At 55.2% G+C, this 24,291-nt stretch carries 22 protein-coding genes and 4 pseudogenes; 17 read left to right on the top strand and 9 right to left on the bottom strand.

Going from position 1 to position 24,291, the window contains the following annotated elements:
* Window positions 1-33 precede the first annotated feature (33 nt).
* Window positions 34-798, top strand: a pseudogene (locus tag H7F11_RS11550) (IS630 family transposase); the annotation flags it as partial.
* Window positions 799-972: 174 nt separating this feature from the next.
* Here the strand turns inward: H7F11_RS11550 and H7F11_RS11545 are convergent.
* The 7 genes and pseudogenes from H7F11_RS11545 to H7F11_RS17275 all read right to left on the bottom strand — a co-directional run bounded on the left by H7F11_RS11545 (window position 973) and on the right by H7F11_RS17275 (window position 6,827).
* Window positions 973-1,290 carry a hypothetical protein gene (locus H7F11_RS11545; RefSeq protein ID WP_193651744.1) on the bottom strand — a complete coding sequence of 106 codons (318 nt, stop codon included), beginning with the start codon at window positions 1,288-1,290 and terminating at the stop codon, window positions 973-975.
* Between the two features lie 74 nt (window positions 1,291-1,364).
* A complete protein-coding gene (locus tag H7F11_RS11540) occupies window positions 1,365-1,781 on the bottom strand; it encodes a lysophospholipid acyltransferase family protein (protein WP_193651743.1) in 417 nt (138 codons plus the stop codon).
* On the bottom strand, window positions 1,781-2,128 hold the full coding sequence (locus H7F11_RS11535; RefSeq protein ID WP_193651742.1) for a YbjQ family protein: 348 nt from the start codon (window positions 2,126-2,128) through the stop codon (window positions 1,781-1,783). Before H7F11_RS11535 ends, H7F11_RS11540 begins: the two co-directional genes overlap by 1 nt.
* Window positions 2,129-2,252: 124 nt before the next feature.
* Window positions 2,253-4,436, bottom strand: coding sequence for a DNA topoisomerase 3 (locus H7F11_RS11530; protein WP_193651741.1), 2,184 nt, complete (start codon window positions 4,434-4,436; stop codon window positions 2,253-2,255).
* Between the two features lie 9 nt (window positions 4,437-4,445).
* Window positions 4,446-4,634, bottom strand: a complete 189-nt coding sequence (locus H7F11_RS11525) for a hypothetical protein (protein WP_193651740.1) — start codon at window positions 4,632-4,634, stop codon at window positions 4,446-4,448.
* Window positions 4,635-4,827: 193 nt separating this feature from the next.
* On the bottom strand, window positions 4,828-6,135 hold the full coding sequence (locus H7F11_RS11520) for a toprim domain-containing protein (protein ID WP_193651739.1): 1,308 nt from the start codon (window positions 6,133-6,135) through the stop codon (window positions 4,828-4,830).
* 144 nt (window positions 6,136-6,279) lie between these two features.
* Window positions 6,280-6,827, bottom strand: a pseudogene (locus H7F11_RS17275) (phage integrase N-terminal SAM-like domain-containing protein).
* A gap of 205 nt (window positions 6,828-7,032) precedes the next feature.
* Between H7F11_RS17275 and H7F11_RS11505 the strand changes: the two are divergent.
* The 4 genes and pseudogenes from H7F11_RS11505 to H7F11_RS11490 all read left to right on the top strand — a co-directional run.
* Window positions 7,033-7,476: a protein tyrosine phosphatase family protein gene (locus H7F11_RS11505; RefSeq protein ID WP_193651737.1), complete on the top strand. Its 444-nt coding sequence runs from the start codon at window positions 7,033-7,035 to the stop codon at window positions 7,474-7,476.
* Between the two features lie 59 nt (window positions 7,477-7,535).
* Window positions 7,536-8,482, top strand: a pseudogene (locus H7F11_RS11500) (transposase); the annotation flags it as partial.
* Between the two features lie 665 nt (window positions 8,483-9,147).
* Window positions 9,148-10,680 carry a group II intron reverse transcriptase/maturase gene (gene ltrA / locus H7F11_RS11495; RefSeq protein WP_215880846.1) on the top strand — a complete coding sequence of 511 codons (1,533 nt, stop codon included), beginning with the start codon at window positions 9,148-9,150 and terminating at the stop codon, window positions 10,678-10,680.
* Window positions 10,681-10,761: 81 nt separating this feature from the next.
* A pseudogene (locus H7F11_RS11490) lies at window positions 10,762-11,370 on the top strand (transposase); the annotation flags it as partial.
* A gap of 19 nt (window positions 11,371-11,389) precedes the next feature.
* On the opposite strand, the gene H7F11_RS11485 reads toward H7F11_RS11490, so the two are convergent.
* Window positions 11,390-11,548, bottom strand: a complete 159-nt coding sequence (locus tag H7F11_RS11485) for a type I restriction-modification system subunit M N-terminal domain-containing protein (protein ID WP_193650994.1) — start codon at window positions 11,546-11,548, stop codon at window positions 11,390-11,392.
* Between the two features lie 208 nt (window positions 11,549-11,756).
* On the opposite strand from H7F11_RS11485, the gene H7F11_RS11480 reads away from it, so the two are divergent.
* From H7F11_RS11480 to H7F11_RS11465, 4 genes are all read left to right on the top strand, one after another.
* Window positions 11,757-12,035: a BrnT family toxin gene (locus H7F11_RS11480; protein ID WP_193650931.1), complete on the top strand. Its 279-nt coding sequence runs from the start codon at window positions 11,757-11,759 to the stop codon at window positions 12,033-12,035.
* Complete coding sequence (locus H7F11_RS11475) at window positions 12,032-12,346, top strand: CopG family antitoxin (protein WP_193650930.1); 315 nt, start codon at window positions 12,032-12,034, stop codon at window positions 12,344-12,346. Before H7F11_RS11480 ends, H7F11_RS11475 begins: the two co-directional genes overlap by 4 nt.
* 334 nt (window positions 12,347-12,680) lie before the next feature.
* Entirely contained in the window at window positions 12,681-13,058 is a 378-nt protein-coding gene (locus tag H7F11_RS11470; RefSeq protein ID WP_193650929.1) for a type II toxin-antitoxin system VapC family toxin, read from the top strand.
* Between the two features lie 83 nt (window positions 13,059-13,141).
* Window positions 13,142-13,609, top strand: a complete 468-nt coding sequence (locus tag H7F11_RS11465; protein ID WP_227485454.1) for a rhodanese-like domain-containing protein — start codon at window positions 13,142-13,144, stop codon at window positions 13,607-13,609.
* A 36-nt stretch (window positions 13,610-13,645) separates the two neighbouring features.
* On the opposite strand, the gene H7F11_RS11460 is transcribed toward H7F11_RS11465, so the two are convergent.
* Entirely contained in the window at window positions 13,646-14,449 is an 804-nt protein-coding gene (locus tag H7F11_RS11460) for a DNA-formamidopyrimidine glycosylase family protein (RefSeq protein WP_193650928.1), read from the bottom strand.
* Between the two features lie 166 nt (window positions 14,450-14,615).
* Between H7F11_RS11460 and leuS the strand changes: the two genes are divergently transcribed.
* The 8 genes from leuS to recN all read left to right on the top strand — a co-directional run bounded on the left by leuS (window position 14,616) and on the right by recN (window position 24,255).
* Window positions 14,616-17,081 carry a leucine--tRNA ligase gene (gene leuS / locus H7F11_RS11455; RefSeq protein ID WP_193650927.1) on the top strand — a complete coding sequence of 822 codons (2,466 nt, stop codon included), beginning with the start codon at window positions 14,616-14,618 and terminating at the stop codon, window positions 17,079-17,081.
* The gene (gene lptE, locus H7F11_RS11450) at window positions 17,078-17,596 is read left to right on the top strand and encodes an LPS assembly lipoprotein LptE (RefSeq protein ID WP_193650926.1); all 519 of its coding nucleotides are present in this window, start codon (window positions 17,078-17,080) and stop codon (window positions 17,594-17,596) included. Before leuS ends, lptE begins: the two co-directional genes overlap by 4 nt.
* 1 nt (window position 17,597) lies before the next feature.
* Window positions 17,598-18,593, top strand: a complete 996-nt coding sequence (gene holA / locus H7F11_RS11445; RefSeq protein WP_031572519.1) for a DNA polymerase III subunit delta — start codon at window positions 17,598-17,600, stop codon at window positions 18,591-18,593.
* A 123-nt stretch (window positions 18,594-18,716) separates the two neighbouring features.
* On the top strand, window positions 18,717-19,976 hold the full coding sequence (locus H7F11_RS11440) for a glutamate-5-semialdehyde dehydrogenase (RefSeq protein ID WP_227485453.1): 1,260 nt from the start codon (window positions 18,717-18,719) through the stop codon (window positions 19,974-19,976).
* Window positions 19,945-20,889: a biotin--[acetyl-CoA-carboxylase] ligase gene (locus H7F11_RS11435; protein WP_193650925.1), complete on the top strand. Its 945-nt coding sequence runs from the start codon at window positions 19,945-19,947 to the stop codon at window positions 20,887-20,889. The genes H7F11_RS11440 and H7F11_RS11435 overlap by 32 nt, the downstream gene beginning before the upstream one ends.
* The gene (locus H7F11_RS11430; RefSeq protein WP_193650924.1) at window positions 20,844-21,608 is read left to right on the top strand and encodes a type III pantothenate kinase; all 765 of its coding nucleotides are present in this window, start codon (window positions 20,844-20,846) and stop codon (window positions 21,606-21,608) included. The genes H7F11_RS11435 and H7F11_RS11430 overlap by 46 nt, the downstream gene beginning before the upstream one ends.
* A gap of 79 nt (window positions 21,609-21,687) precedes the next feature.
* Window positions 21,688-22,575 (top strand): NAD(+)/NADH kinase, encoded by an 888-nt coding sequence (locus H7F11_RS11425; protein WP_193650923.1) that lies wholly within the window; start codon window positions 21,688-21,690, stop codon window positions 22,573-22,575.
* The gene (recN, locus tag H7F11_RS11420; protein WP_193650922.1) at window positions 22,576-24,255 is read left to right on the top strand and encodes a DNA repair protein RecN; all 1,680 of its coding nucleotides are present in this window, start codon (window positions 22,576-22,578) and stop codon (window positions 24,253-24,255) included.
* The last annotated feature ends 36 nt before the right edge of the window (window positions 24,256-24,291 follow it).

Genomic DNA, 24,291 nt, shown 5'->3' with positions numbered 1-24,291 from the left:
GTTATGTTTAGAGTTGGCTGTACTTTGGGTTCCTGGAGTACGCGCAGTATGGCGGCAGAACTGGGTGTCAGTGCCGCCAGTGTGTCGCGGCATTGGCGCAAGCATGGCCTCAAGCCCCATCTGCTGCGTGGTTTCAAAGTGTCACGTGATCCGCATTTAGTGGAAAAGCTGGAAGATATTGTGGGGTTGTATATGTCTCCCCCGGAACATGCTTTGGTGCTCTGCGTGGATGAAAAAAGTCAGGTACAGGCCCTGGACCGGACCCAACCGGGACTCCCCCTCAAAAAGGGCCGCGCAGAAACGATGACCCACGACTACAAACGTAATGGCACCACGACCTTGTTTGCCGCACTCAACGTGCTGGATGGTCAGGTCATCGGACAGTGTCAACAGCGCCATACCCATGTGGAATGGCTGAAGTTCCTGAAGAAAATTGATCGGCAGACGCCCAAGGACAAGGCTCTGCATCTGATTGCCGACAACTATGCAACCCATAAACACCCGGTAGTACAGGCGTGGCTCGACAAGCACCCGCGTATTCACATGCACTTCACGCCCACTTCGGCATCCTGGCTCAACATGGTCGAGCGTTTCTTTCGGGATATCACGACCCAGCGGTTACGTCGTGGGGTGTTCACCAGTGTGCCTGAACTCATCCAGGCCATTGAGGGGTACATCGACCACCACAACACCCATCCCAAACCCTTCATCTGGACCAAAACCGCCCGCGACATCCTGCAAAAGGTCATTCGCGCCAACAGCCACTTAAGCAGCAAACAGAATGCAACACTACACTAGTTAGTTCACTGAATGGCCGCTTCCGCTGCTTATGTGTCATTGGGTGTAGCGCAAGCACAAGGGATGTCCTTAGGCGCCAGGATGAAAAGGCAAAGGTGGGGCGCCACCCAGGATGATACTTTTTTGTCCGTTAACAACTGGATAACCAGAAGATAGATCTGGCACCCGATAAACTTAAGCGAATTTTCTTTGTGGTTCCGGAGGCAGGGTTTCTGTTGCCTTCGTGAGTCGTAACCGATAGTGCCAGTATGCCCATGACTGTGGACGAAACCAACCAGGTTCCGCATGCCGCAACATTTCAATCAACTGATCCTTTCCCAGTAACCGGGTCAGACTCTGAATATCCTCAAAGGTGCCGATATCCATGATTTGTGCAATAAGGCGATCCGGAAACCGCAGGGCATCTTCAGGAGACTTCCACCAGACGTATCTGGGAGCAAGCAATTTGAGAAAAGCTGATGCACTGACATTTTCGGACTTTGATCTATCCATGTCTTTTCCTGCACTGGAAGTTAGGGTTTAACCACGCCTTTATTGAGTTGTGCATAATCATGGCCATACTGGCATCAACCCGAAGATATATTATAGGGTATTTTGACCTTCCCAACACCTGCAGAGCGCACCAGAAGCGGGTGAATTACCGCACCAGACCGTTCCGCTAGCCAGTGGGATCCTGGATAACTCCTACCTGTTTCGATGCCGCCTTCCGGAAACAGGCAAACCCACCCGCCAGCACGCAGGTAACGCAACATCTCCCGCAGCCCATAGCTGGAACCGGGAGTCATGGGCGTCATCCGGCACATGGTAATTTGTCCAATACCCAGCAGCATGGAGCGCCATGGTGCTCGGGTTGAGAATTCCAGATCCACCCCAAAGAGGATGGGTCTGGGTGCAAGCATGGCCAACACCGGCCCATCCAGATAACTGGTATGGTTTGGGGTGATAATTGCCGGCTTTGTCAGATCCGGCCAGAACGCATGCATTACCCCTCCGGAACCAGAACCACAGCCGTGCCATAGGCCGTGACTTCTTCCATGACCTGACCCTGTCCAGAGTCGAATTCTCCGGAATCGAAACGCATACCCAAAACGGCGTTGGCTCCAGCTGATTCCGCACTTTGTAGAAGTTGGGCCAGCGCATCGTCACGGGTCTGGTTGATCATGTTGCCAGCCCCAGTCTGGCGCCCTCCAAAAATGGCGGCAATTCCACCCATGCGATTACCGATAAAATTCCTGGATCGTACGGCGGTGCCATAAACAGTTCCCATCACTTCGCTGATACGGTAGCCGGGGATGCTTTCAATGGTCACAATTAGGACCTGACTGCTCATGATTGACCTCCGGCAATTTCGCCAGCGGCATCAATGATGTCCCGCTCGCCATTGATGATGACACCCTTGGCCCGCTCTTTTTCGACCAGAGCTATTTTTTCACTCAATTGCATGATGGTTCTCCTTACTTGCGTCCTGATTTCCCGCTGTTACGGGGCTTGTCTTCCCACTTCTTTCCCAATTTCCCATTATCGTCCCACCAGGAACCATGCCCTTGGAGACAACGGTAATAGCCATGGCCCTTTGCAGTTGAAAAACGGCCAGTGAGCGTGTTGCATATGAGGCAGGCAGGCCCTTCAGATTCGGGCGTTTTGGTCTCCGGGTCACCTATGCGCGCTCCCGGCTTACCGTCTTTCTCCTGAAAAAACGCGGCATGGCAGTCTGTACCAAGGCAGGAAAAAAAAGGGGTTCCCCTGCGGCTGGTCCTCTGAACCAGCGCACTTTGGCATAGAGGACAGGTGAACCCGGATGCTTTGGGGGCCATACCGGGCAGTTCCGCATCCAGTATCCGTCTGGTAATGGAACGCACGGCCTCCATCTGTTTTTGCATGAAAACCTGTGCATTGAGTCGGCCCACCGCAATGCTGGCCAACCCATCCTCCCAGATGGCTGTCGTGCCTGGGTCAACGACCGTCGGGGCAACCGTGCGCAGCATCTGAACCAGCTGCACGCCCTGCTCAGTAGCACGTAATTCCTTTTTTCTCCGCTCGATGTATTCGCGTTTCAGCAGGGTTTCGATGATGCCTGCCCGGGTAGCTTCGGTACCAATGCCAGATGTTTCCCTGAGCCTTGCCTTCAGTTTTGGATCATCCACAAAAGCATGAACCCGGGTCATTGCCGCAATCAGTGTGCCGTCCGTGTACGGTTTGGGCGGTTTTGTGGTTCTTGAAACCACTTCAGCCTGCTCGCAGTGCGTCTTTTCATTTTTCTGGTACATCGGAATATTTCCGCCTTCTTCGTCATCTGCCGGCTTTTCTTCTCCATCTTCCTCTTTTGACGCTTTCCCGAGGCTGGTCCAGCCCGGATCGGTAATGACTTTCGATCGGGCAATAAAAGTCTCACCAGCAATCTCAAAGCTGGCTTCGCGCTGCTCAAAGGTTTCTGGTGGGAAAAACAGTTGCCCGTAAGCAATCCGGATCAGCCCATACACATTCGCCATGGCCTGGCTGGCAGTCGCAGGGAGCGGCTGGCCAGTGGGAATGATGCCGTGATGGGCTTCAACCTTGGCGGTATTCCAGGCGGGATGGTGGCGTTGTGGGTCGGCTCCGCTGATGCCCAACGCCTGAAGGATTCTGGACGCATCTGCATGCTGTTCTTCGGGCAGATAGCCGCAATCGGTTCTGGGATAGGTGGTTATGCCCGCTTCATAAAGTTTTTGTGCCGCCTCCAGTGCCTGCGCGGCAGACAGTCCATATCTGGCGCTGGCCGCTTTCTGCAGATCAGACAGGGCAAAGGGAAGCGGAGCTTCGCGCTTGCCTTCCTTCCTGGTAAAGGCCGTGACGGTGGCCTGCTGGCCTGAAACTTTCCGTGCAATGGCCTCGGCTGGCAAGCGGTCAGTCAGCCTGCCTTCCTCATCAAGGCCTGCCTGATCTTCCGGCATCTGCCATCTGGCGCGAACACCATTTGAGAGATGTGCCACGACCAGAAAGAATTCCCGTGACCGGAAATTGCGCAGTTCTTCATCCCTGCGGACAATCAGGACCAAAGTGGGGGTCTGTACCCGGCCAATGGACCAAATACCAGAGCCACCTTTGGCCTGGATATTTCTGGACAGGGCAATACTGGCATTCATGCCGACCAGCCAGTCAGCCTGAGAGCGTGCTTCTGCAGAACATGATAGGGCCTGCATGGCTTTGTTGTCCTTCATGGATACCAGCGCCTTCTTCACGGACTCCGGGTCCACCGCTGAAAGCCAAAGCCGCCGGGTCAAGCCATTCCAGCCAAGATACTGGAGGACCTCATCAACCAGTAATTGTCCCTCCCGATCCGGGTCTCCTGCGTGAACCACTTCCCGTGCATGCTTCAGCAGGTTACCGATCTTACGGACCTGCTTTGCTGCATCCGCATCACGGGGGCGCAGCCGAAAAGGGGAAGGCAGGACAGGAAGAGCACTGGCAGGAATGGACTGCTTTTCTCCCGGTTTGCCAGACATGACTTCTTCCGGAGTCCAGAGTGTTAGCAGATGACCATAACACCAGGTGATGTTGTCATCCCCGACCTTCAGAAAACCATCCATTTTTTGTGGGGTACCCAGTCCCTGAGCAATGGCTCTGGCTACTGAAGGTTTTTCGGCAATGAACAGACGCATAAATTTCTCCTAATGCTTTTGAAAATCGGCGAGGATCGGAACCTCTTTGCCGTTAATAAACAGAAAAACATCTTTGCCAATCTGTCTTGCCAGTTGCCGCGCAGCCATCCTGACCGGCATTTCCAACCCGGGCGGTACCTGATCGACGCGCAGCGTGATTTTGGGGTTATCCAATCCCGGATGCTGTGCTTTCGTCAAAGTCGAACTCCCCTGGATTTGCGACCCAGCCAGAACCAGAGAGCCGCGATTATCAGGACGGTAAATAAAAGGGATCCAGGCAGGCCGATCAGCTGGAATATCCTGAAAATCAATCCATAGATCAGCCCATGAATGATGGCTGAAACCAGCATGTGTCCTATCCCGTAATCGTGGTGGTAATACATCGGTGCTCCTATATCTCCAGATTATTCTCAACGTCTTCTTCGGGGTCGGGAAAAGGCTGTGCAGGGATTGTTTCTACGAATACCCCTTGCTTTCCCTGTTCATCGGGCGCGTATAGCGTGCCGGTTTTTATTTCTCCACCAGAAGAAAGCATCAGATTCTGCTGTTCAAAATCGAGACCCAGAATATGCACATCACTTGTTCCAGGGAGCGGTAATCCGACAGCCGATACATGTAACTTGCCCGTGTGCATATCCCGAATGGTCGCGATGACGTCTTCCTGCGTCTGGTCAATGGTTTCAACTTTGAACGTGTGCAGATGCGGTTGCCCGGAAAACTGTTGCAGCAACTCGTTCCAGTCTTTGGCCCCTTCTGGAAAGACCGTGATAATCTCGTAATTCTTTCCGTTACTGTCACGATGCTGGGTCAGCAGGCTCTGAAGTTCAGCGGATTTGGTGCGACCGGTTTCGTCTGCGTCCAGGCCGATGACAATGCCTTGCGGTTGTTGACGCTCAATCAGGGCGGTCAGTGCCCGTTCTGTTTCTCGTCCCCATCCGCCGCCTAAAGAAACATAAAAATCCTGTCGGGGCAGTTCGTCCAGCTGCGCCTTGCTCAAGGCATCAATGCTGGCCTCGCAGAGATGAATCTGAGCAGTCGGCTGATTGGGATCCCGATCCTTGTGAGCGAAAACGGCAATCCCTTTGTTTCCGGAGAATCCTGAGAAAGATTTGCCATCCCGCCCGGGGCCTTTGCGCTCCCAACCTGATATCTGAAAAATATTTTGACTTTCCAGAAAACGGACATGTGCGAACGCTATGTTTTCATGGTGTTTGATACGCTCCGTCCGGATGGAGCGGGCATAGGTTTTCAGGGTTTCCGGACGAAGATCCCGCGCCTGCAAATAATTGCTGGCTTTGCCCTGTAACGGGGGCAGGCTTTTCCATTCAGAACGAAGCTCTGTTTTTTCTTCCCGTTCACCGGCTGTTGGTGACGTCATCAGATTTCTGGGAGGAGACCAGTTCTGTGGTTCGCCCAGATACGGCCGGAGCATCTGGCGTACATGACCAAGATTGGGGTCAATATGGTTGAGTCCAAAATTGACAATGGTGCCATTGTCCTCTTTGTTTAGTGGATTGAAATATACCCATCGCCCCTCTTTCTGGCCCACGATGAGCACATCGTTTCCGGCCCGATATTTCATGGCGTTGCGGCTGCTTTCCCTGCGGTCAAGTTCCCATCCGTTATCCTCCAGCAGACGGGGCAGGGGGATGTCACGGATGAAACATTGCAGTTCATCGCGATTTCTGGTGTTTTCCATGATTTTCTCCAGAGCCAGAAGGTCAAAACGGCGTCTGAGAGAGAATCGGAAGGACGGGAAAAGGGAAGTTATCTATATTTGGATAAAGGTTACCTATAAATTTTAAATTGTTGTCTGGCAGGTCACCCCTTTTACTGACACTTTTTATTGGTCGAGTGGGCTGATAATACCGCGACCACCCTTGTTCAGGACGTGGGTATAAATCATGGTGGTACTCACATCCTTATGGCCCAGTAGTTCCTGAACGGTGCGAATATCATAACCCGCCTGCAGCAAATGGGTGGCAAAAGAATGCCGTAACACATGGGGTGTGACCGGCTTTACAATACCTGCCCGACTCGCCGCCGTGCGTATGGCTCTCTGCACCGACGCCTCGTGAATATGATGGCGTCTTTGTGCACCAGAACGGGCAGATGCTGCGAAGGCTTGGCATTGGTAATGTTATCCAACCAGGGCAGATCTATATTCAGCACCTGCTTGTACAAAAAAAGCAGAGCTGCCTTGGCCTGATTTTGAGTGGATGACGAAACGTGACGCTCATTGGCGAGGTAACTCAGAAAAGCCTCCACCTCAGCGGCCCCCATATTTTGAGGATGGCGCTTCCGATGGAACAAAATAAAACGCCGCACCCAATCAGTATAAGCTTCTTCAGTGCGGATACTGTAATGCATCGTCCGGATGCGGGCGCGCAGCTAATCCAGGAGCTTGGGCGGGTTGCTGGGATCTGGTTGGGTGTTTTTCATCTGGGAAATTTTAGGCTGTTAAATTATTGCGCAATGGGAAATATCGTTAATATACAGCATGTTGATTGCTACTGATATTGCATTAGACAATGCTTTGGTGGTAGCATTTCAGAATCTAAATTGCGTTGGGCGTAAGAATTAAGTAGAGCGAAGCATGGACATCGAAGCGAGTTACAACTTTCGCAGAATCACCGAGAGGCTGACAACATCCGGGATTGTGCATCCTGATGGGCTGAAGGCCCTTCGGGGGCAAGGTTATGAAGTCGTCGTCAACCTGCTTCCGGACACAAGTGAGTACGCCATTCCGTATGAGCGGGATACCGTTGAATCGCAAGGGATCGAGTACATCTATATACCCGTTGACTTCAAGCGGCCCACATCCTCGAATTTTTTGCAGTTCTCGGAAGCGCTCGATCGGGTTCATGAAAAGAAGGTCCATGTGCACTGCGCTGCCAATTACCGAGTCAGTGCCTTCTGCTCCCTTTACTTGGTCAGTCGCGACCGCTGGGGCGCTGAACAAGCCATGGAGTTCATCCGCAGCATATGGCAGCCGACCGAGCATCCCGGCTGGTCAGAGTTCCCCCCGGTGTCAGGGTAGTTGTCGCCTCTCTGAAATGGAGTCAGGTGTAGGGTGGGGGCGGAAAGTGGATTATCGAGATGAAGAGTTATTCAGCAGAACGTAAGGCCGCTGTATTGCAGAAGATGTTACCGCCCACCAGTTTATCTGTGCCAGAACTGGCCAAACAGGAAGGGATTTCTGATGTGACGCTGTACCATTGGCGTAAGCAGGCGATAGCGAGTGGGACGATGAGTGCAGTGACCAAGAAGACCGCAGAGTGTTGGTCTGCCGAGTCCAAGTTGGCAGCGGTGGTGGAAACGGCACTGCTGTCCGAGGTGGAGTTGAGCGCATATTGCCGGGAGAAAGGGCTGTATCCAGACCAGGTAAAAGGGTGGAAACATGCCTGTATCGTTGGGCAGCAGACCGCCACCCAACAGAAACAGACAGCGGGTGCGCAAGGTCGTGCAGACCAGAAACGGATTCGTGAGTTGGAGCGGGAACTGCGTCGCAAAGACAAGGCCTTAGCCGAGGCGGCTGCGCTGCTGATCTTGCGAAAAAAATTGAACGCCCTCTGGGGGGACGACATCGGGGAAGATTAACCCCGGTCCTGGAGCGGCAACAATTGATCGCCTGGATACAGGAAGCGGCTGACAGTGGTGCGCGCCGGTCGCGGGCCAGCACAGAAGCGGGCTTATCATTACGTACCGTCCAGCGATGGACAGAGGAGCAGGGAATGGTGAAGGCGGATGCCCGCACGACGGTGGAACGACCGGCACCCAGCAACAAGCTGAGTGAAGCCGAGGTGCAGGAAGTGCTGGACGCCTGTCATCGTCCGGATACCGCACACCTGCCACCCACCCAGATCGTGCCACGGCTGGCGGATGCGGGGGTTTATCTGGCATCAGAGTCCACTTTCTACCGGATCCTCAAGGCCGAAGGTATGAACGCACGACGGGGTCGTGCGCACCCGCCCCGCAAAGGGAAGTTACCCACCACCCATACGGCCACCGCAGCCAATACCGTCTGGTCTTGGGATATCACGTACTGTACGCCCAGCCAGCGTAGCCCGCCCTTTTGGGGGTAAAGCTGCTTGAGCATGTTTGGAATGCAGAGCCCAATGTGTTTGTTACTGTAATCACTGGGTCTGCCCTTTCTCTGCTGTGAGAGGAAGTGAGCCGAAGCGGCGGTGACTTGCCGACACTGGCAAGGTGACGAAGTCCGTGGGAAACGGGGCTTGCGGCGAAGCGGTTACGCCAAGATGAGCTTCTAGGCTGAGCATGGGACGGTTGAGGAACACGAACCTGTTTACACGCATCTGAGGGTTGAAATGTCACCACTGCCTACACCGCTTATGAGGCAGGGCGTGGGCTGTCGCTGGGTACAAGTATGGCTCGGCGATGCGAATGCTGGCTGGACATGTATGCCGGACAGCACGGAACCACGGGGAGCGCGCAGCTAGACCGTGGTGCCCGCGACGACTTGCGGCAAGCAAGGATAAAGACTGCGACAGGCAACCTCGCCCATGCGTTGAGTCCGGCATGTGAACTGGGGAAGGTCTGTACAGATGCCAAGGGAGTAGGTCCCCGATGCTGTGCAGATTGGCGGAGCCCCTGTAGTAGTCCGAGATCGGGAAAGCCGGTCACATGGCGAAGGGGGGCAGTTGAAGTGGTTTGCTGGGTGGATTAACTGACCATAGTGAGGTGAAGACCTTTGATAATCAGTGAAATGCAAAGCAAACTGGCGACATGGTCGACGGAGAACAAAGAGCGCAAGTTCAATCGACTCCTGAGACTGATTGCTGGCCAGGATTGGCTGAGTGAAGCGGCTCGCATTACGCTGGCCTCCAGCGGAGCCCGCACACCGGGTGTGGATGGGGTCGATAAGCGCATGATGGAGCGGAATCTCCAGCAGGAGCTGACGGCGATACGCGAAGAGCTGATGATGGGCACCTATAGCCCGCTACCGGCACGGCGCGTATATATCCCCAAAGCAAACGGCAAGCTCAGACCGCTCGGCATCCCGAGTCTCAGGGATCGCATCGTGCAACGGGCCATGCTGATGGCGATGGAGCCGATCTGGGAGAGTGACTTCCACCCGGCGTCATATGGCTTCAGACCAGCCCGAAGCGTACACCACGCGATCCGTACGGTGAAGCTGCAATTACAGGACGGTGATGAACAGAGTACCGCCGGACGCTGGGTTATTGAGGGTGACCTCTCCAGCTACTTCGACACAGTTCACCACCGTTTGCTAATGCGTGGAATCCGCAAACGGATTGCCGATCAGCGCTTCCTTGCCCTGCTCTGGAAGTTCATCAAAGCAGGTTGCGTTGATCGCGGTTTATTTCGTGCTGCCAGTGAAGGTGTTCCGCAAGGCGGTGTCATCTCACCGCTATTATCCAACATCATGCTGCATGAATTCGATGCGTGGATGGAAGCGAACTATCTGAACAAGAAGGTACGGAAGGACCGGTGGGCGTGGAACTTCGGCATTCTCAAGCAACGGCCCATCGCTGCGAGAGAGAACCGGCAGTGGAAACCAGCAGTCTCCTACTGTCGGTATGCAGATGACTTTGTCATCGTGGTCAAGGGAACTCGAGCACATGCCGAAACCATACGTGAGGCATGCCGGGAATTCCTCGAAGGCGGATTGAAGCTCACGCTGAATATGGAAAAGACCCATATCACGCATGTGAACGATGGTTTCGTCTTTCTTGGCCACCGAATTATCCGCAAGCGCGGACCACGCGGCCGCATGCGGCCTGTGACGACCATTCCGTGGGAGAAGTATCGGGGTTTTGCCGCGCGATTAACCAAACAACTGTCGGGCAATTACAGCATGAACCGGATGGATCTGGTGGAAAGCCTGAATCGGCAACTTGTCGGCTGGGCTGCCTTTTACCAATATACCGACTACACGGCGACCCTGTTTAGCCGTCTGGACCGCGTCGTCTTCTGGAAATTCGGCCATTGGCTCGCGCGAAAATATCGGCGAAGTTTTAGATCGCTGATGCGTGACCATATCCGGGCGCCGGAGCCGGGGCGGGCTAAGACCTGGGTGATGCAGGGCCAGAATAGTCGGGGATGGTATGGGGTGGTGGCGCTTCGGCGCCTTGTCACTAGTCGAAAAGGTCGCTTTACATGGCGTAATCCCTCGGAAAATCCGTACATCATGCGCGACGAAATATGCCGTACCATCGAGTCGAGATATAAGGATGTCGCCTTTGCTATGAGCAACACTTGAACGGAGAGCCGGATGCGCTGAGAGGTGCAAGTCCGGTTCGGGGAGGAGAGGCGGGGAAATAGTTTCGACTACGCCCCGTCTCTTACTCTACTGCCGTCGCCGGTGCGGGGGCAGTACTACTATCTCTACCTCTTTGAGGATTTATACAGCCGCAAGGCGGTGGCCTGGGAGGTCCATACGGAGGAGAGTGGCGAGTATGCCGCTGCGCTCATCCAAAGGGGCTTTATGGTGGAGCAATGCTGGCGGCAGCCATTGGTCTTGCACTCCGACAATGGTGCCCCGATGAAATCATCCACCCTGCTGGCCAAGCTTTATGATCTGGGGATCACGCCATCCCGTGGCCGACCACGGGTCAGCAATGACAACCCGTATTCAGAGTCGCTGTTCCGGACGCTGAAATACTGCCCACAGTGGCCGGAAAGCGGCTTTGCAAGCCTTGAAGCTGCCCGGATCTGGGTGCGTGACTTCATCGCCTGGTACAACCATGAGCATCGTCACAGCCGCATTCGCTTCGTCACCCCCGCCCAGCGCCATCGGGGCGAGGATCATGCACTGCTGACGAGGCGCCATGACCTCTATGAGGCGGCCAAGGCGAGAAACCCAGCGCGCTGGTCAGGCCACACACGCAATTGGACACCCGTCGGTGCGGTAGATCTGAACCCGCAGCGGCAGGATAAAAAGGTTACTTAAAAAATGGGGGACGCGACAACTACCTTGACAGACGCCGCATGGCCCGGTCCTGCTCCAGAGCATCCAGGTATTTTAAAAACAGCAGCCAGGAGGTCTGTTCGGTGTAATCAAGTTCGCTGGAGGAGCCTGCATCTTTGTGGAGGATGTCATCGATATTCTTGAAGGCCTGCTCGAACATGCGTGTCTCTTGCGGTCAGTGGTTGTTATGTATGTGACCTGAATATAAGGCATTGGAGGCACGGCGGGAAGGCGCGCGGTGGAATATTCCCAACAATACCATTGCGCAAATTGTACAGCCCCTAATCATGTAACTTTCGATCTCGCTCATACCTTAAAACCCTCCAGCCTGATGCCAAAAGGCACACATTTGGGTTATACTGTACGTCATGAAGCCGATCAACTGGAATCCTGAGAAAAACCAACAGCTTATTTCAGAGCGTGGGGTTTCGTTTGAGGACGTCGTTTTCTATTTACAGCAAGGCGCATTGCTGGACGATATTGAGCATCCAAACAGAGACAAATATCCGAGTCAACGTATATTTGTGATCGACATAGATGGTTATGTGCATCTTGTACCCTATGTAGAAAACCGAAAAGAGATTTTCTTGAAAACAGTAATTCCGAGCAGAAAGGCGACCCAACAGTATCTTGGAGAGAAATCATGACTGAGCCTAAACTAAGCAAAGAGGAAGAAGAAATTCTCGAAGAATTTGAAGCGGGAGAGTTCAAATCTGTGCTCACGCCCGGGCGTATAAAAATGCTGCAAGCGGCTGCCGAGGAAACATTCAAAAAGGATAAGCGGATTAACATCCGGATTTCCAGCCATGATTTAGAGTCACTTCAAAGGCGAGCCCTTGAAGAAGGGATTCCATATCAAACATTGGTATCCAGCGTCCTGCATAAATATGTGTCTGGCGGACTTCGGGATTTAATGGCTAACAAAGCATCCCAGCGGACGCAAAAATCACGCCGCTGAATTTTCCCGTTGGGCAAACACTGAGAACCTCTTGTCTTCGCTGACAATGTAAGTATACAGTTGCAGTGTATACTTATTGAGGCTGCAAGTGTGGAAGCATCGTTCGTTGACCTGCGAAAAAAATCTGCAGAAATTATCAAGGCATTGAGCCGAAAGGAGCGTGTCACCGTTCTTTATCGTGGAAAGCCCGCCGCTGTCATGGAGCCTATTGATAATAGGATACCCGGAAAAAGCGTCTCGGCTTCGCAGCATAAGGCTTTTGGCCTATGGGCCAAGCATTCAGATTCAAGCACCGTTGAAGAGCAGGTTCAGAGCCTGAGACGTCGGAGACACGATGATCTTTGATACTGATGTCCTTATTTGGTACTTCCGAGGCAACATCAAAGCTGCCGAAGCCATTGATGCAGAAGAAGTTCGTAATATCTCCTTGGTGACTTACATGGAATTGTTGCAGGGTGCAAAAAACAAACAGGAGGCTCATACAATTAAAGGTTTTTTAAAGGATTTTGGTTTTTCAACCCTTCCACTGTCAGAGAACATCGGTCACAGGGCGTCAATCTACATTGAGGAATACACCTTGGCAAACGGAATTGGTGTGGCAGATGCTCTACTGGCCGCAACAGCCGTTGAGGAAGGTGAGGTTCTTTTTAGTGCAAATACCAAGCATTTCAAATGCGTCAAAGAACTTCAGCAAAAACAGTTTCGGCCGTGAGGTCGCCTTAAAATTCAGCAGGGCGTGCTATATTTGACAATGAAAGGCAGGGATAAGCATGATCCCGCTATGAGGAGATCGACATGAACATGACAACCGCCATGAGTACCGCAGAAATTCTTGAAAAAGCCCATAAACGCGCCAAGGCTGCAGGCAAACGCCATGCCGGGGATATGACCCCTGCAGAAGCCCACGCGCTGCTTCGCGAGCATCCCGACGCTGTGCTGGTGGATGTCCGCTCGCATCCGGAGCTGGATTTCGTGGGTATGATTGAAGGGAGTAAACATATTCCCTGGCAGAATTATCCCGGCATGACGCCCAATCCGGATTTTGACCAGCAGATCAAAAAAGAAGTGACGCCCGACCATTTCCTGCTGCTGCTTTGCCGTACCGGCGGCCGCTCGCTGGCGGCTGCCGAGCATCTGGCTGGCTTGGGTTATCACCACTGCTACAACATTCTGGGGGGCTTTGAGGGTAAGCCGGACCACCAGGGTCAACGCGGCAAAGTCGAGGGCTGGAAAGCCAGCGGTCTGCCGTGGAAACACAAGTAAGGTCGGGCAGACGCTACCAGACCGGGACAGATTGACTCAGCTTTGACAGGCCGGGCAAAACAGCGCGTTTTTACCACCTACCGACAGGGTTTCGAGGGCGGCACCGCAGCCGGGACACTGGTTGTCTTCCCGGTGCCGGGTGAGAAAGGTTTTGGGTAGCAAATTGGTTTTGGCCTGACAGCGAACTGCCCGGTCCAGCACCTTGGGAATTTGCTCCAGAAAACGGTCGCGCTCTTCGTCCATCAGACTGGGGGCGGTGCGATCAGGGCGTAGGCGCGCCTGATACAGGATTTCATCGGCCCATATGGCACCAATACCCGGCGCAAAAGCATCATCCAGGAGAATATTGCGCAGGGCGCTGCGGCGACGAGACAATGCTTCACGCAAAACCGCCAGCCCTTCGCCATGCACCATCAAAGGATCGGGCCCAAGCTTGGTCAGAAAATCCACATCGCTGTTTTCGTCGAGCATCCGCAGGCGATTACCTAACTGCGTGCCATGCAGACGTAAGCGCTGATATCCATTAATCTGAATTTCGAGAACGGCCCGCGCTTCTTCTTCGCTTTCTGCCTGGGCAGGCCCGCGCTCCAAATCGACAGTGAGTTCGCCACCCAGCTGCATGGCCAGAATATCTTTGCGCGCCAATTCCAGAAACAGGTACTGACCATAGCGATGCAAATCGGTAATTGGTTTGCCCTTGAAAGCGGCTTCTTCAATGCCTGCGCCATCAGTCAGCAACTCGCCTTTGGCGTTGTGCACCTGCATGACATTGACCCGCTTGTTGAGGATGTTGCGGCGTAATTTTTGTTTCAGTAATTCCAGTTCTGGCAATTCAGCCATGTTTTCTCCAAATTCGATATTTTAATTGCTGTCGGAGGTTAGTCTAACCTGCATGGGACAATGCGCCAATGGCAGGGGACCGTTCCTCGCGCTGGAACATTGCGCCACTCGGGTGCCTGTGGCAACCTTTGTGCCACTTCAACATATCGGCTGAACAACAGAATCCATGGATATACCCGCCTATTCCCCCCAAGACCTTGAGCCGGCAGTGCAAAAACGCTGGCAAGACCAGCAGTCTTTCCGTGCAGCCAGCGTGCCCGGCAAGGAAAAATTCTATGCTCTGGCCATGTTTCCGTATCCTTCGGGACAACTGCATATGGGCCATGTGCGCAATTACAGCATTGCCGACGCCATCGCCCGTTATCAGCGCATGCGCGGCAAGGATGTCCTGCAACCCATGGGCTGGGATGCCTTTGGTTTGCCTGCCGAAAATGCGGCTCTCAAAAACGGTCTAGCCCCGGCCGAGTGGACCATGGACAACATTGCCCACATGCGCGGGCAGTTGCAGCGGCTGGGATTATCCTACGACTGGTCACGGGAATTGGCGACCTGCACCCCCAACTATTATCGCTGGGAACAATGGCTGTTCCTAAAGCTCTGGGAAAAGGGTCTGGTTTACCAGAAACTCAGTACCGTCAACTGGGATCCGGTTGACCAGACGGTGCTGGCCAATGAACAGGTGGTGGATGGTTGCGGCTGGCGCTCCGGTGCCCCCGTCGAGCGGCGCGAAATTGTTCAGTATTTTTTGCGCATTACCGCCTACGCCGAAGAATTGCTGGAGGGTCTGGATACCCTGAATGAAGGCTGGCCGGAACAGGTGTTGACCATGCAGCGCAACTGGATCGGGCGCTCTGAGGGGGCGGAAATTCATTTTCCCCTGGCGAGCGGAGAAGGGGTTATCAAGGTCTTCACGACGCGCCCCGACACCCTGATGGGCGCCACTTATCTGGCCGTAGCGCCGGAGCATCCGCTGGCCCTGCAGGCGGCAGAGCAGAATCCGGCTCTGGCTGAATTTCTGGAGCGTTGCCGGCATGGCTCAGTTTCCGAAGCCAGCATCGAAACCCAGGAAAAAGAAGGACACCCTCTCGGCCTGTTCGTCAAACACCCCTTGACCGGCGCTGAACTGCCGGTCTGGACGGCCAACTTCGTGCTGATGGGTTATGGAGAAGGGGCCGTGATGAGCGTGCCCGCCCATGACCAGCGTGACTTCGAGTTTGCCCAGAAATACAGGCTGCCCATCCAGATTGTCATTGCGGCAGAATCTGCGCCGCTTGAAGCAGCCGCCATGACTGAAGCCTACACAGGTGCCGGAACTTTGCTGCATTCGGGAGACTTCAACGGTCTGGATAGTGTGCAGGCAAAAACCCGCATCACCGAGGCCGTTGCCGAACGGGGTCTGGGCCAGAAAACCATCAATTACCGTCTGCGGGACTGGGGAATTTCCCGTCAGCGTTACTGGGGTACGCCCATCCCCATGATTCATTGTGAACATTGTGGCGTGGTGCCGGTTCCTGAGCAGGACTTGCCGGTCGTGCTCCCCACCCATTATCAACTCAAGGACCCCCGCTCTCCCCTGCTGGATGATCCGGAGTTTCTGAATGTGCCCTGTCCGCGCTGCGGGGCTCCGGCGCGGCGTGAAACCGATACCATGGATACTTTTGTGGAAAGTTCCTGGTACTACGCCCGTTTCGCCTGTCCTGATGCTGATACCATGCTGGATGCGCGCGCCGCCGAGTGGTTACCGGTGGATCAATATGTAGGCGGGGTGGAACATGCCGTACTGCACCTTCTCTATGCCCGTTTTTTCAATCGCCTGCTGCGGGATGTGGGATTGTTACCTGCAGATGCTGTGCACGATGAACCCTTCAAGCAGTTGCTCACTCAGGGCATGGTGCTGAAAGACGGCAGTAAAATGAGTAAATCCAAGGGGAACACCGTTGACCCTCAAGGACTCATTGATCGCTATGGTGCGGATACTGCCCGTCTTTTCATTTTGTTTGCGGCCCCCCCCGAACAACATCTGGAGTGGTCTGATGCGGCTGTAGAAGGGGCGCATCGCTTTCTGAGCCGTATCTGGCGTCTGGTCCATGAATATGGGGCAGAGAATCTGATGGTACCGGCAGAATTATCTGACGAGGCGAAAGATCTGCGTCGTGCTGTTCATCAGTGTATTGAACGCGTCAGCCGCAATATGGAAGGTCGTTACCATTTTAATGTGGCTATTGCCGCCATCATGGAACTGAGTAACGGCCTCATGAAAGTCGGTGCTGATGCGCCCAAAGACTTGCGTGCCGTACTGGGCGAGGGATTGCGTGCCATTGTGCTGATGCTCTCGCCTTTTGCCCCGCACATGACTGAAACACTTTGGGAAGTATTGGGCCAGAAAAGCAATATCATCCATACCCCATGGCCCAGCGCCGACCCCGAGGCACTCAAGTCAGACACGCTGACCCTGGTCATCCAGGTCAATGGGAAATTGCGGGAACGAATGGATTTTCCGGTCGCAGCGGACAATAAGGCCATCGAAAAGGCGGTGCTGGCCAGCCCCGCCATGCAGCGTCATCTGGAAGGTAAAACCGTGCGCAAGGTCATTATCGTGCCGAGCCGCCTCGTTAATCTGGTGCTGGGATGAAAGCATGGCGCCAGCGTGGCATTTACGGGTTGTTGAGCCTGCTTTTGCTCGCGCTGGCAGGTTGCGGGTTTCATTTGCAGACCGGATCAACCGTTCCGGCCAAGTTGCAGGGGATACGTGTCTCTGGCAGCGGTCCCAGTGGCGGCACCCTGGCCGCAGCCGTTCACCGCGAATTGCAGCGCGACGGTAATTACAGCCGTGCGGATGGTCCTGTCCTGCACATTGATAATGCCTATGTCTCGCAAAGGATTATCAGCATCAGCCCCAGTAGCGGCGTGGCTCTGGAATTTCTGGACACCCTCCATGCGCAATTCAGCGTCATGGATCATCAGAAAAAAATCATTCTTCCCGCCCAGTCGCTGCTGGTGGAAAACAGTTTCAGTTATAACAGCGGGAACCCTCTGGCTACCAATGAGCAACAAATTCGCATGGAAAGATTGCTGATGGAGCAGGGTGCCCGGCAGATTCTCCGGCGGGTTCTGAACAGTCCGGTCGTCCGTCAGTCCGGCGGCTGAGATGCGACTCAAGCCGGGACAGTGGTCAGGACACCTGCAGGGTAAGCTGGCGTCCGTCTACGGTTTGTTCTCTGATGAACCGCTGCTTTTGCAGGAAGCTGAAGAAGCACTCTGCCAGGTTGCTGCAGAACAGGGTTTTGCCCAACGCCAACGGCTGAATCATTCCTCCGCCCCTTGGGATGCGCTGCGGGATGAGCGGGATGCTGGCTCGCTTTTCGCTGAACAACGCCTGCTCCTCCTGCGTCTGGACAGCATCAAGCTGCCCAAGGAAGGCGTCAGCGCCCTGCAGTACTGGCTGGCTTCGCCGCCCCCCGATGCCCTGCTCGTCTTCAGCGGCCCACGCCCCGATGCCAGCGTCCAGAAAACGCAATGGTTCAAGGCCCTGGAAAGCCACGGCCAGACCCTGTTGTTGTATCGTCCCGAAGGCGCGGACTGGATCCGCTGGATAGAACAACGCCTCAAACTGCAAAAAATGTCGGCAGATGACGAGGCCATCCAGTTGCTGGCGGATCTGAGTGCGGGCAATCTTGGGGCCTGCCATCAGGCCATTTTACGGCTGCAGCAGATTTATCCGGGGCAGGCGGTGGATGTTGCCGCTATTCGTAACGTACTGGCCGACAGCAGCCAGTTCAATATTTATGATCTGGCGGATGCGACGCTGCGCGCTGAACCAACGCAAATTCTGCGCATTATTGATCGTCTGCGCAGTGGCGACGGTGAACCGGCCCTTTGTCTCTGGGCACTCCACAAGGATTTGCGGATACTGGCGGAATTACGCGCTGCCCATGTGGACGTTGATCAGGTTTTTCGCCAGAACCGGGTATTCCCTCCCCGCCAGAACTGGTTCCGCGCGGCGGCGCGGCGTTTGCCGGGTCATAGCCTGCTGGCGGGTATCCGTGAATGCCTTGAAATTGACGCCCGCATCAAGGGTCAGGACCCTACTCCGGTCTGGCCCGCCCTGACCGATTTATGCCTGCGAATTGCCGGATCAGCCTGAGAACGGCACAATAGATCCAATATCCGCGCGAATGAATCCCCAATTGGCAGGCCATATATTGCCCGACACGAAAGGTTCTTCGCTGAACTCATGTCAGCCAGACTGACACGAAAGAGGAGACTGATGATGGATTTGCACCAGGAAATGGAAAAAATTGGCGAACGGGCCCGCAGCGCCCAACGGCGTCTGCAAAGCGCCGATAGTGCCGCCAAGGACCAGGCCTTGCGCCTGATGGCAGAATTTTTACGGCGTGATGCCGATAATCTGCAGCGTGCCAATCGCAAGGATCTGCGCAGTGCCGAAGAGGCGGGCAAGGATGCTGCCTTTATTGACCGTTTACGACTGGATGAGACGCGCATTGAGGCAATGGCCCGGGGCCTCGAAGAAATTGCCGCACTTCCCGATCCTGTTGGTGAAATCACGGATTTGCGTTATCGCCCCAGCGGTATCCAGGTCGGTCATATGCGGGCGCCGCTGGGGGTGATTGCCATGATTTACGAGTCACGTCCCAACGTCACGGCTGATGCCGCCGGTCTCTGCGTCAAGTCGGGCAATGCGGTCATTTTGCGCGGTGGCTCGGAATCCCTGCACAGCAACATGGCTATTGCCGAACGCTTGCGGGCGGCTTTGGGTAAGTCGGTATTACCTTTGGATCTGGTGCAATACGTCAATACGGCAGACCGGGAAGCCGTCGGCATGCTGATCAGCATGGATGCTCATGTGGATGTGGTCATTCCGCGCGGCGGCAAAGGACTGATTTCCCGCATCAAGGCTGATGCCACAGTGCCGGTGATTATGCATCTGGACGGCAACTGCCATGTTTATGTCGATGCCGATGCGGATGCCCGCAAAGCACTGAAAGTGGTGGTCAACGCCAAAACCCAAAGACTGGGCACCTGCAACACCGCCGAAAGCCTGTTGATCCACAAGGATCGCATGGAAGATCTGCTGCTTCCTATCGTCACGGCACTGCAGGAAAAAGGCATCGAAGTCCGGGCCTGCGAACGGAGCCTGCCACGCCTTGCAGGTGCCGTGGCAGCTACGGAAGATGATTACGGCACGGAATATCTGGCGCCCATCATTTCCCTCAAAATCGTTGACGATCTCGACGCCGCTATTGCGCACATCAATCGCTATGGGTCCCAGCATACCGAATCCATTCTGACTGAAAATTATACCCACGCCCGACGCTTTTTGCGTGAAGTCGACGCCAGCTCGGTGATGGTCAATGCCTCCACCCGCTTCGCAGATGGATTTGAATATGGTCTGGGGGCGGAAATTGGCATTTCCACCAATCGTCTGCACGTCCGTGGTCCGGTTGGTCTGGAAGGGCTGACCTTGCAAAAATGGATTGTATTGGGAGACGGCCATATCCGCTCCTGAAGCCCCCACAGCGGCACTGCAAAAACTGCTGGACATTCTGGCTGATACCGAGTGCGTTAATGATGCGGGAGAGCCTACGGCCCTGCTTCAGGAAGCTGAGCATTGGGGGGTACCCCTGCGCCAGACTGCAGAGGGTCTGCAGCTGGATTATCCTCACGCGCCCCTTTCCCGCCCGGAAATTGCCGCTTTTGCCAACATTCCGGAAGCGCAAATCCGGATACTGCCAGCCTGTGCTTCGACCAACAACGAAATGCTGGACAGCGAAGCCAATCCCGGTATTTGTCTGGCAGAAAGTCAGTGGGCCGGGCGCGGGCGGCGGGCGCGTCACTGGTCTTCACCCTTTGGCCGGCATCTGGCCATGAGTTATGGCTGGACGCAGGCGGCCCGCATTAACCCTGCCCTGACCCTGGTGGCTGGTCTGGGGGTTTTTCAGGTACTGCAAAAAAGTATCAGCGGATTGTGGATCAAATGGCCCAATGACATTTGGATTGGCGGGCAAAAACTGGGGGGACTGCTGCTGGAAGCGCGCCGCCTGCCCTCCGGGCAAAACCGCCTGGTGCTTGGTCTGGGCCTGAATGTGCACGACGACCCTACCCTGCCGGACTCTGCCACGAGTCTGGCGCAACAGCAGGTCAACCTGTCCCGCAGCCATCTTGCCGGGCAAATCATTCGCCGCTGGCAGGAGGATTTCGCCCGTTTTGATCACGACGGCCTGGAACCCTTTCTGCCGCTCTGGAATGAAGCGGCAGCGCCCATGATGCGCCAGATCGTACAAATCAGCGATGTGCGGGGACATTATCCGGCAGAAGTGCTGGGCATTGGGGAGGATGGCCGCCTGCAGGTACAGGAGCCGGACAAAGCCCCGGTATGGTTGAGTGCTGGCGACGTCAGCCTGCGGCCATTGGCATCATGATATTCATCGCCGTTGGCAATACCCGAACCCTGCTGGCACAGAGCAACGATGGTCTGCATTTTCAGAGCATCAGCGCCGCAACCGCCCTGCATCCTGCGCATATTTTACAGCAGTGGGAACAGCTACGCCCTCATGCAGAGGAAGAGACTTTTGCGCTGGGAGGGGTCGTGCCGGAGGCGTTGCAAACCTGGCGGGAATTATTGCCCGAAGCACGTCTTCGCGAACCTGATCTGGCGGTATTCAACCAGCGCGTCCCCAACGCCTATGTCCCCGGCGAAACGCTGGGGTTTGATCGACGCTGCTGCCTGCTCGCTGCAGCTCAGGATTACCCCGCCCAAAGCAGCATCATCATTGACATGGGTACGGCCATTACCATTGACCTGTTTGCCGATGGCCGCTTCCAGGGCGGCAGAATCCTTCCGGGAATCACCATGAGCCTTCATGCCCTGTTTCTCGGCACGGCACTTCTCCCCGATATGGATTTGCCCGTACCCGCCGCAGCCCTTGGTAACAGTACGGGTGCAGCCATCCAGTCCGGCGTGTTTCATTTATTTGCCGACGCCTTGCAGGGCGCCATCACCCATTTTCAGCAGATGTTTCCCGGCGCCCGGGTGCTACTGACCGGGGGTGATGCGGCACTCTGGCAGGCGCAAATCCCCAACAGCCAGCATGTTCCCGATCTTCTGCTACGCGGTTTTTATGGATGGCTGCAGGCGTAATTATTGCCCTGAACTCCCCTACCCTGAAAACCGCCATTTTCCTCTTGGCGTTTGTAGCGCCCCCATGTAGGCTACTCCCATGACCAAGCCCTTCCAGCGCGTCCTGCTCGTCAGCAAATACCGTGATCCTTCGGTACTTCCGGGATTACGCCTGTTGCGTGATTTCATTCAATCCCAGGGGCGGGAAGTTTTTATCGAAACCCAATGTTCTGGCGAGATCAATGATACCCTCGGCCTGAAGCTGATGGCTTTCAGCGAAGCCCGCGCGGAAACGGATCTGGTTATTGCCATTGGCGGCGACGGCACCCTGTTAGGAACGGCCCGAAATACGGCCAGCAGGGGCATAGCCATTCTCGGCATTAATCAGGGACGGCTGGGCTTTCTGGCGGATCTGTCCATCGACCAGATAGAAAGCGCCTTGCCGCCCATTTTGCAGGGGCATTATCAGCAGGATCAACGCCGGGTCCTGCATGCCGAATTGTGGCGCGACAATCAACAAATGCACAGCGGTCTGGCCATCAATGAAGTATTTATCCACAAAGGCGGCGGCGAAAGCATGATTGAACTGAGCGTCCATATGGATGGCCGTTTTGTTTATACCCAGCGCGCTGATGGGGTCATCATTGCCACCCCGACGGGTTCGACCGCCTACGCACTGTCAGCGGGTGGCCCCATTTTATCCCCCAGCCTCGAAGCCCTGCTGCTGGTGCCGATCTGCCCGCACACCCTCACCGCAAGACCGCTGGTCGTCGCCGATACCGTGGCCATCCGTGCCCGCCTGACCGCCAGCCGTCAGCCTGCAGCCCTCAGCCTGGACAGTCACTGTAGCATTCCTCTGGCTGTCGGCGATGAAATTCACATCCGCCGTGCCCCCTGCTCGGCACGTTTTATTCATCCAGAAGAGAAAAACTTTTTTCAGATTCTTCGGGAAAAACTGCATTGGGCCGAATCACCGGGAGAAGATTAAATGCTGCTCAGCCTGCAGGTTCGCAATTTTGCCCTGATTGACAGCGTCAGCATTGATTTTGATGCGGGTTTGACCGTACTCACCGGAGAAACCGGTGCGGGCAAATCCATTCTGGTGGACGCCATCGCCCTGCTCCTCGGAGACAAGGGCCATGCAGACAGTATCCGCCATGGTGCCGAGCAGGCCGAAATCAGTGCGGAATATGCCCTTGCCTCCGAACATGCCGCCCGCCAATGGTTGCGCGATCAGGATATGAATGCAGATGAACCGGTGTGTGTACTGCGCCGGGTCCTCCAACGCAATGGCCGTAGCCGGGCTTTTATCAATGGCTGCAACGTCACCCTTACCCAGCTGCGGGAGTTTGGTGAGTATCTGATTGAGCTGCTGGGACAACATGAACATCAGAAGTTGCTCCACGCCGATCGCCAACTGGCCCTGCTGGACCGTTTTGCCGGGTTGGAAACCAGGCTGGGTCAGGTGGCTGAAGCGCATCGGCTGTGGCGGGAACAGACGCTGCACTGTCAGCAATTACGTGCGGAGCAAACCCGTCAGAATGAGCAGGCCGATTGGCAACGCTTTCAGCTCCAGGAGCTGGAAGCCGCGCAGTTGCAGGAAGAAGAATGGGAAAGCCTGCGCAGCGAGGAACAGCGTCTCGGGGCGGTAGAGAAATTGCGCGAACACCTCCAGGCAGCGCTGGAAGGCCTGGAAGGGGAAGCGCATCCAGCCAACCGCGCCCTGGCCGAAGCCCAGCGTCATCTCGGCGTGGCTTCCCAGCATGATGCCCTCCTGCAGGAAAATGAGGCCTTGCTCAATGCCGCGCTCATCCAGGTCGAAGAAAGCATTTCCAATGTGCATAGCTATCTGGCCGATCTGGAAGCCGACCCCGAACGTCTGGAAGAAATTGCCCGACGCTTGCAACAGTTGCAGGATCTTCAACGCAAATATCATTGTGACTTGCCGGGCTTAATCGCCAAACGCGATACCCTGCGTCAGGAACTGCAGGGAACAGAAAATCTGGAAAGCACACTGCTCGCCGCTGAGCAGACTTTACTCAAAGCCAAAACGACCTATGTTCAACACAGCCATGCTCTCACGACGGCCCGGCAAGCCCGTCAGCAAGCTCTGGCTGACGCTGTTGCCGAACAAATCCATCAGCTGGGCATGCCCCATGCTCAGGTTGAATTACGTTTATCCAGCCACCCGGAAGAAGAAAAATTCTGGCGTGACTCTGGCTGGGATCAGGCAGAAATCTGGATTACCGCCAACCCCGGCCATCCGGCTCAGGCCCTGGCCAAGGTAGCTTCCGGCGGAGAACTCTCGCGTATCAGTCTGGCCTTGCAGGTCATTCTGGCTGCACCTGAGCGCATTGACACCCTGATTTTTGATGAAGTGGATGTGGGCATTGGTGGAGCCGTTGCCGAACGCGTAGGACGCCTGCTCCGCCGCCTTGGCGCGCAGCAGCAGGTGCTTTGTGTCACCCATCTTGCCCAGGTGGCGGCACAGGGCCACCACCACCTGCACATTGAAAAACAGGTGCAGGATGGTCAAACCCTCAGCGCCATAAACCCCCTGCAAGCGGCACAACGTCAGCAGGAAATTGCCCGCATGCTTGGCGGCATTGATCTCAACACGGCCGTATACGAGGCGGCGGCGACGCTTCTTGCCAATGTGGACGCATAACCCAAAAAACGGCGCGGGCTTGGGGGCTGTAGCCGA

Origin of the sequence: Acidithiobacillus sp. HP-2 (genome assembly GCF_015100155.1) — a bacterium.
Lineage (GTDB): Bacteria > Pseudomonadota > Gammaproteobacteria > Acidithiobacillales > Acidithiobacillaceae > Acidithiobacillus.
This window is presented reverse-complemented; position numbering and strand designations above follow the sequence as displayed.

Excerpts from the sequence above, each read along its gene's own strand:
- H7F11_RS11545 (WP_193651744.1), bottom strand. The coding sequence starts at position 1,290 with ATGGATAGATCAAAGTCCGAAAATGTCAGTGCATCAGCTTTTCTCAAA.
- recN (WP_193650922.1), top strand. The coding sequence starts at position 22,576 with ATGCTGCTCAGCCTGCAGGTTCGCAATTTTGCCCTGATTGACAGCGTC.
- holA (WP_031572519.1), top strand. The coding sequence starts at position 17,598 with ATGCGACTCAAGCCGGGACAGTGGTCAGGACACCTGCAGGGTAAGCTG.
- leuS (WP_193650927.1), top strand. The coding sequence starts at position 14,616 with ATGGATATACCCGCCTATTCCCCCCAAGACCTTGAGCCGGCAGTGCAA.
- H7F11_RS11480 (WP_193650931.1), top strand. The coding sequence starts at position 11,757 with ATGAAGCCGATCAACTGGAATCCTGAGAAAAACCAACAGCTTATTTCA.
- H7F11_RS11470 (WP_193650929.1), top strand. The coding sequence starts at position 12,681 with ATGATCTTTGATACTGATGTCCTTATTTGGTACTTCCGAGGCAACATC.
- H7F11_RS11540 (WP_193651743.1), bottom strand. The coding sequence starts at position 1,781 with ATGCATGCGTTCTGGCCGGATCTGACAAAGCCGGCAATTATCACCCCA.
- H7F11_RS11425 (WP_193650923.1), top strand. The coding sequence starts at position 21,688 with ATGACCAAGCCCTTCCAGCGCGTCCTGCTCGTCAGCAAATACCGTGAT.
- H7F11_RS11440 (WP_227485453.1), top strand. The coding sequence starts at position 18,717 with ATGATGGATTTGCACCAGGAAATGGAAAAAATTGGCGAACGGGCCCGC.
- lptE (WP_193650926.1), top strand. The coding sequence starts at position 17,078 with ATGAAAGCATGGCGCCAGCGTGGCATTTACGGGTTGTTGAGCCTGCTT.
- H7F11_RS11530 (WP_193651741.1), bottom strand. The coding sequence starts at position 4,436 with ATGCGTCTGTTCATTGCCGAAAAACCTTCAGTAGCCAGAGCCATTGCT.
- H7F11_RS11475 (WP_193650930.1), top strand. The coding sequence starts at position 12,032 with ATGACTGAGCCTAAACTAAGCAAAGAGGAAGAAGAAATTCTCGAAGAA.
- H7F11_RS11460 (WP_193650928.1), bottom strand. The coding sequence starts at position 14,449 with ATGGCTGAATTGCCAGAACTGGAATTACTGAAACAAAAATTACGCCGC.
- H7F11_RS11465 (WP_227485454.1), top strand. The coding sequence starts at position 13,142 with ATGAACATGACAACCGCCATGAGTACCGCAGAAATTCTTGAAAAAGCC.
- H7F11_RS11505 (WP_193651737.1), top strand. The coding sequence starts at position 7,033 with ATGGACATCGAAGCGAGTTACAACTTTCGCAGAATCACCGAGAGGCTG.
- H7F11_RS11520 (WP_193651739.1), bottom strand. The coding sequence starts at position 6,135 with ATGGAAAACACCAGAAATCGCGATGAACTGCAATGTTTCATCCGTGAC.
- H7F11_RS11430 (WP_193650924.1), top strand. The coding sequence starts at position 20,844 with ATGGTTGAGTGCTGGCGACGTCAGCCTGCGGCCATTGGCATCATGATA.
- H7F11_RS11535 (WP_193651742.1), bottom strand. The coding sequence starts at position 2,128 with ATGAGCAGTCAGGTCCTAATTGTGACCATTGAAAGCATCCCCGGCTAC.
- H7F11_RS11485 (WP_193650994.1), bottom strand. The coding sequence starts at position 11,548 with ATGTTCGAGCAGGCCTTCAAGAATATCGATGACATCCTCCACAAAGAT.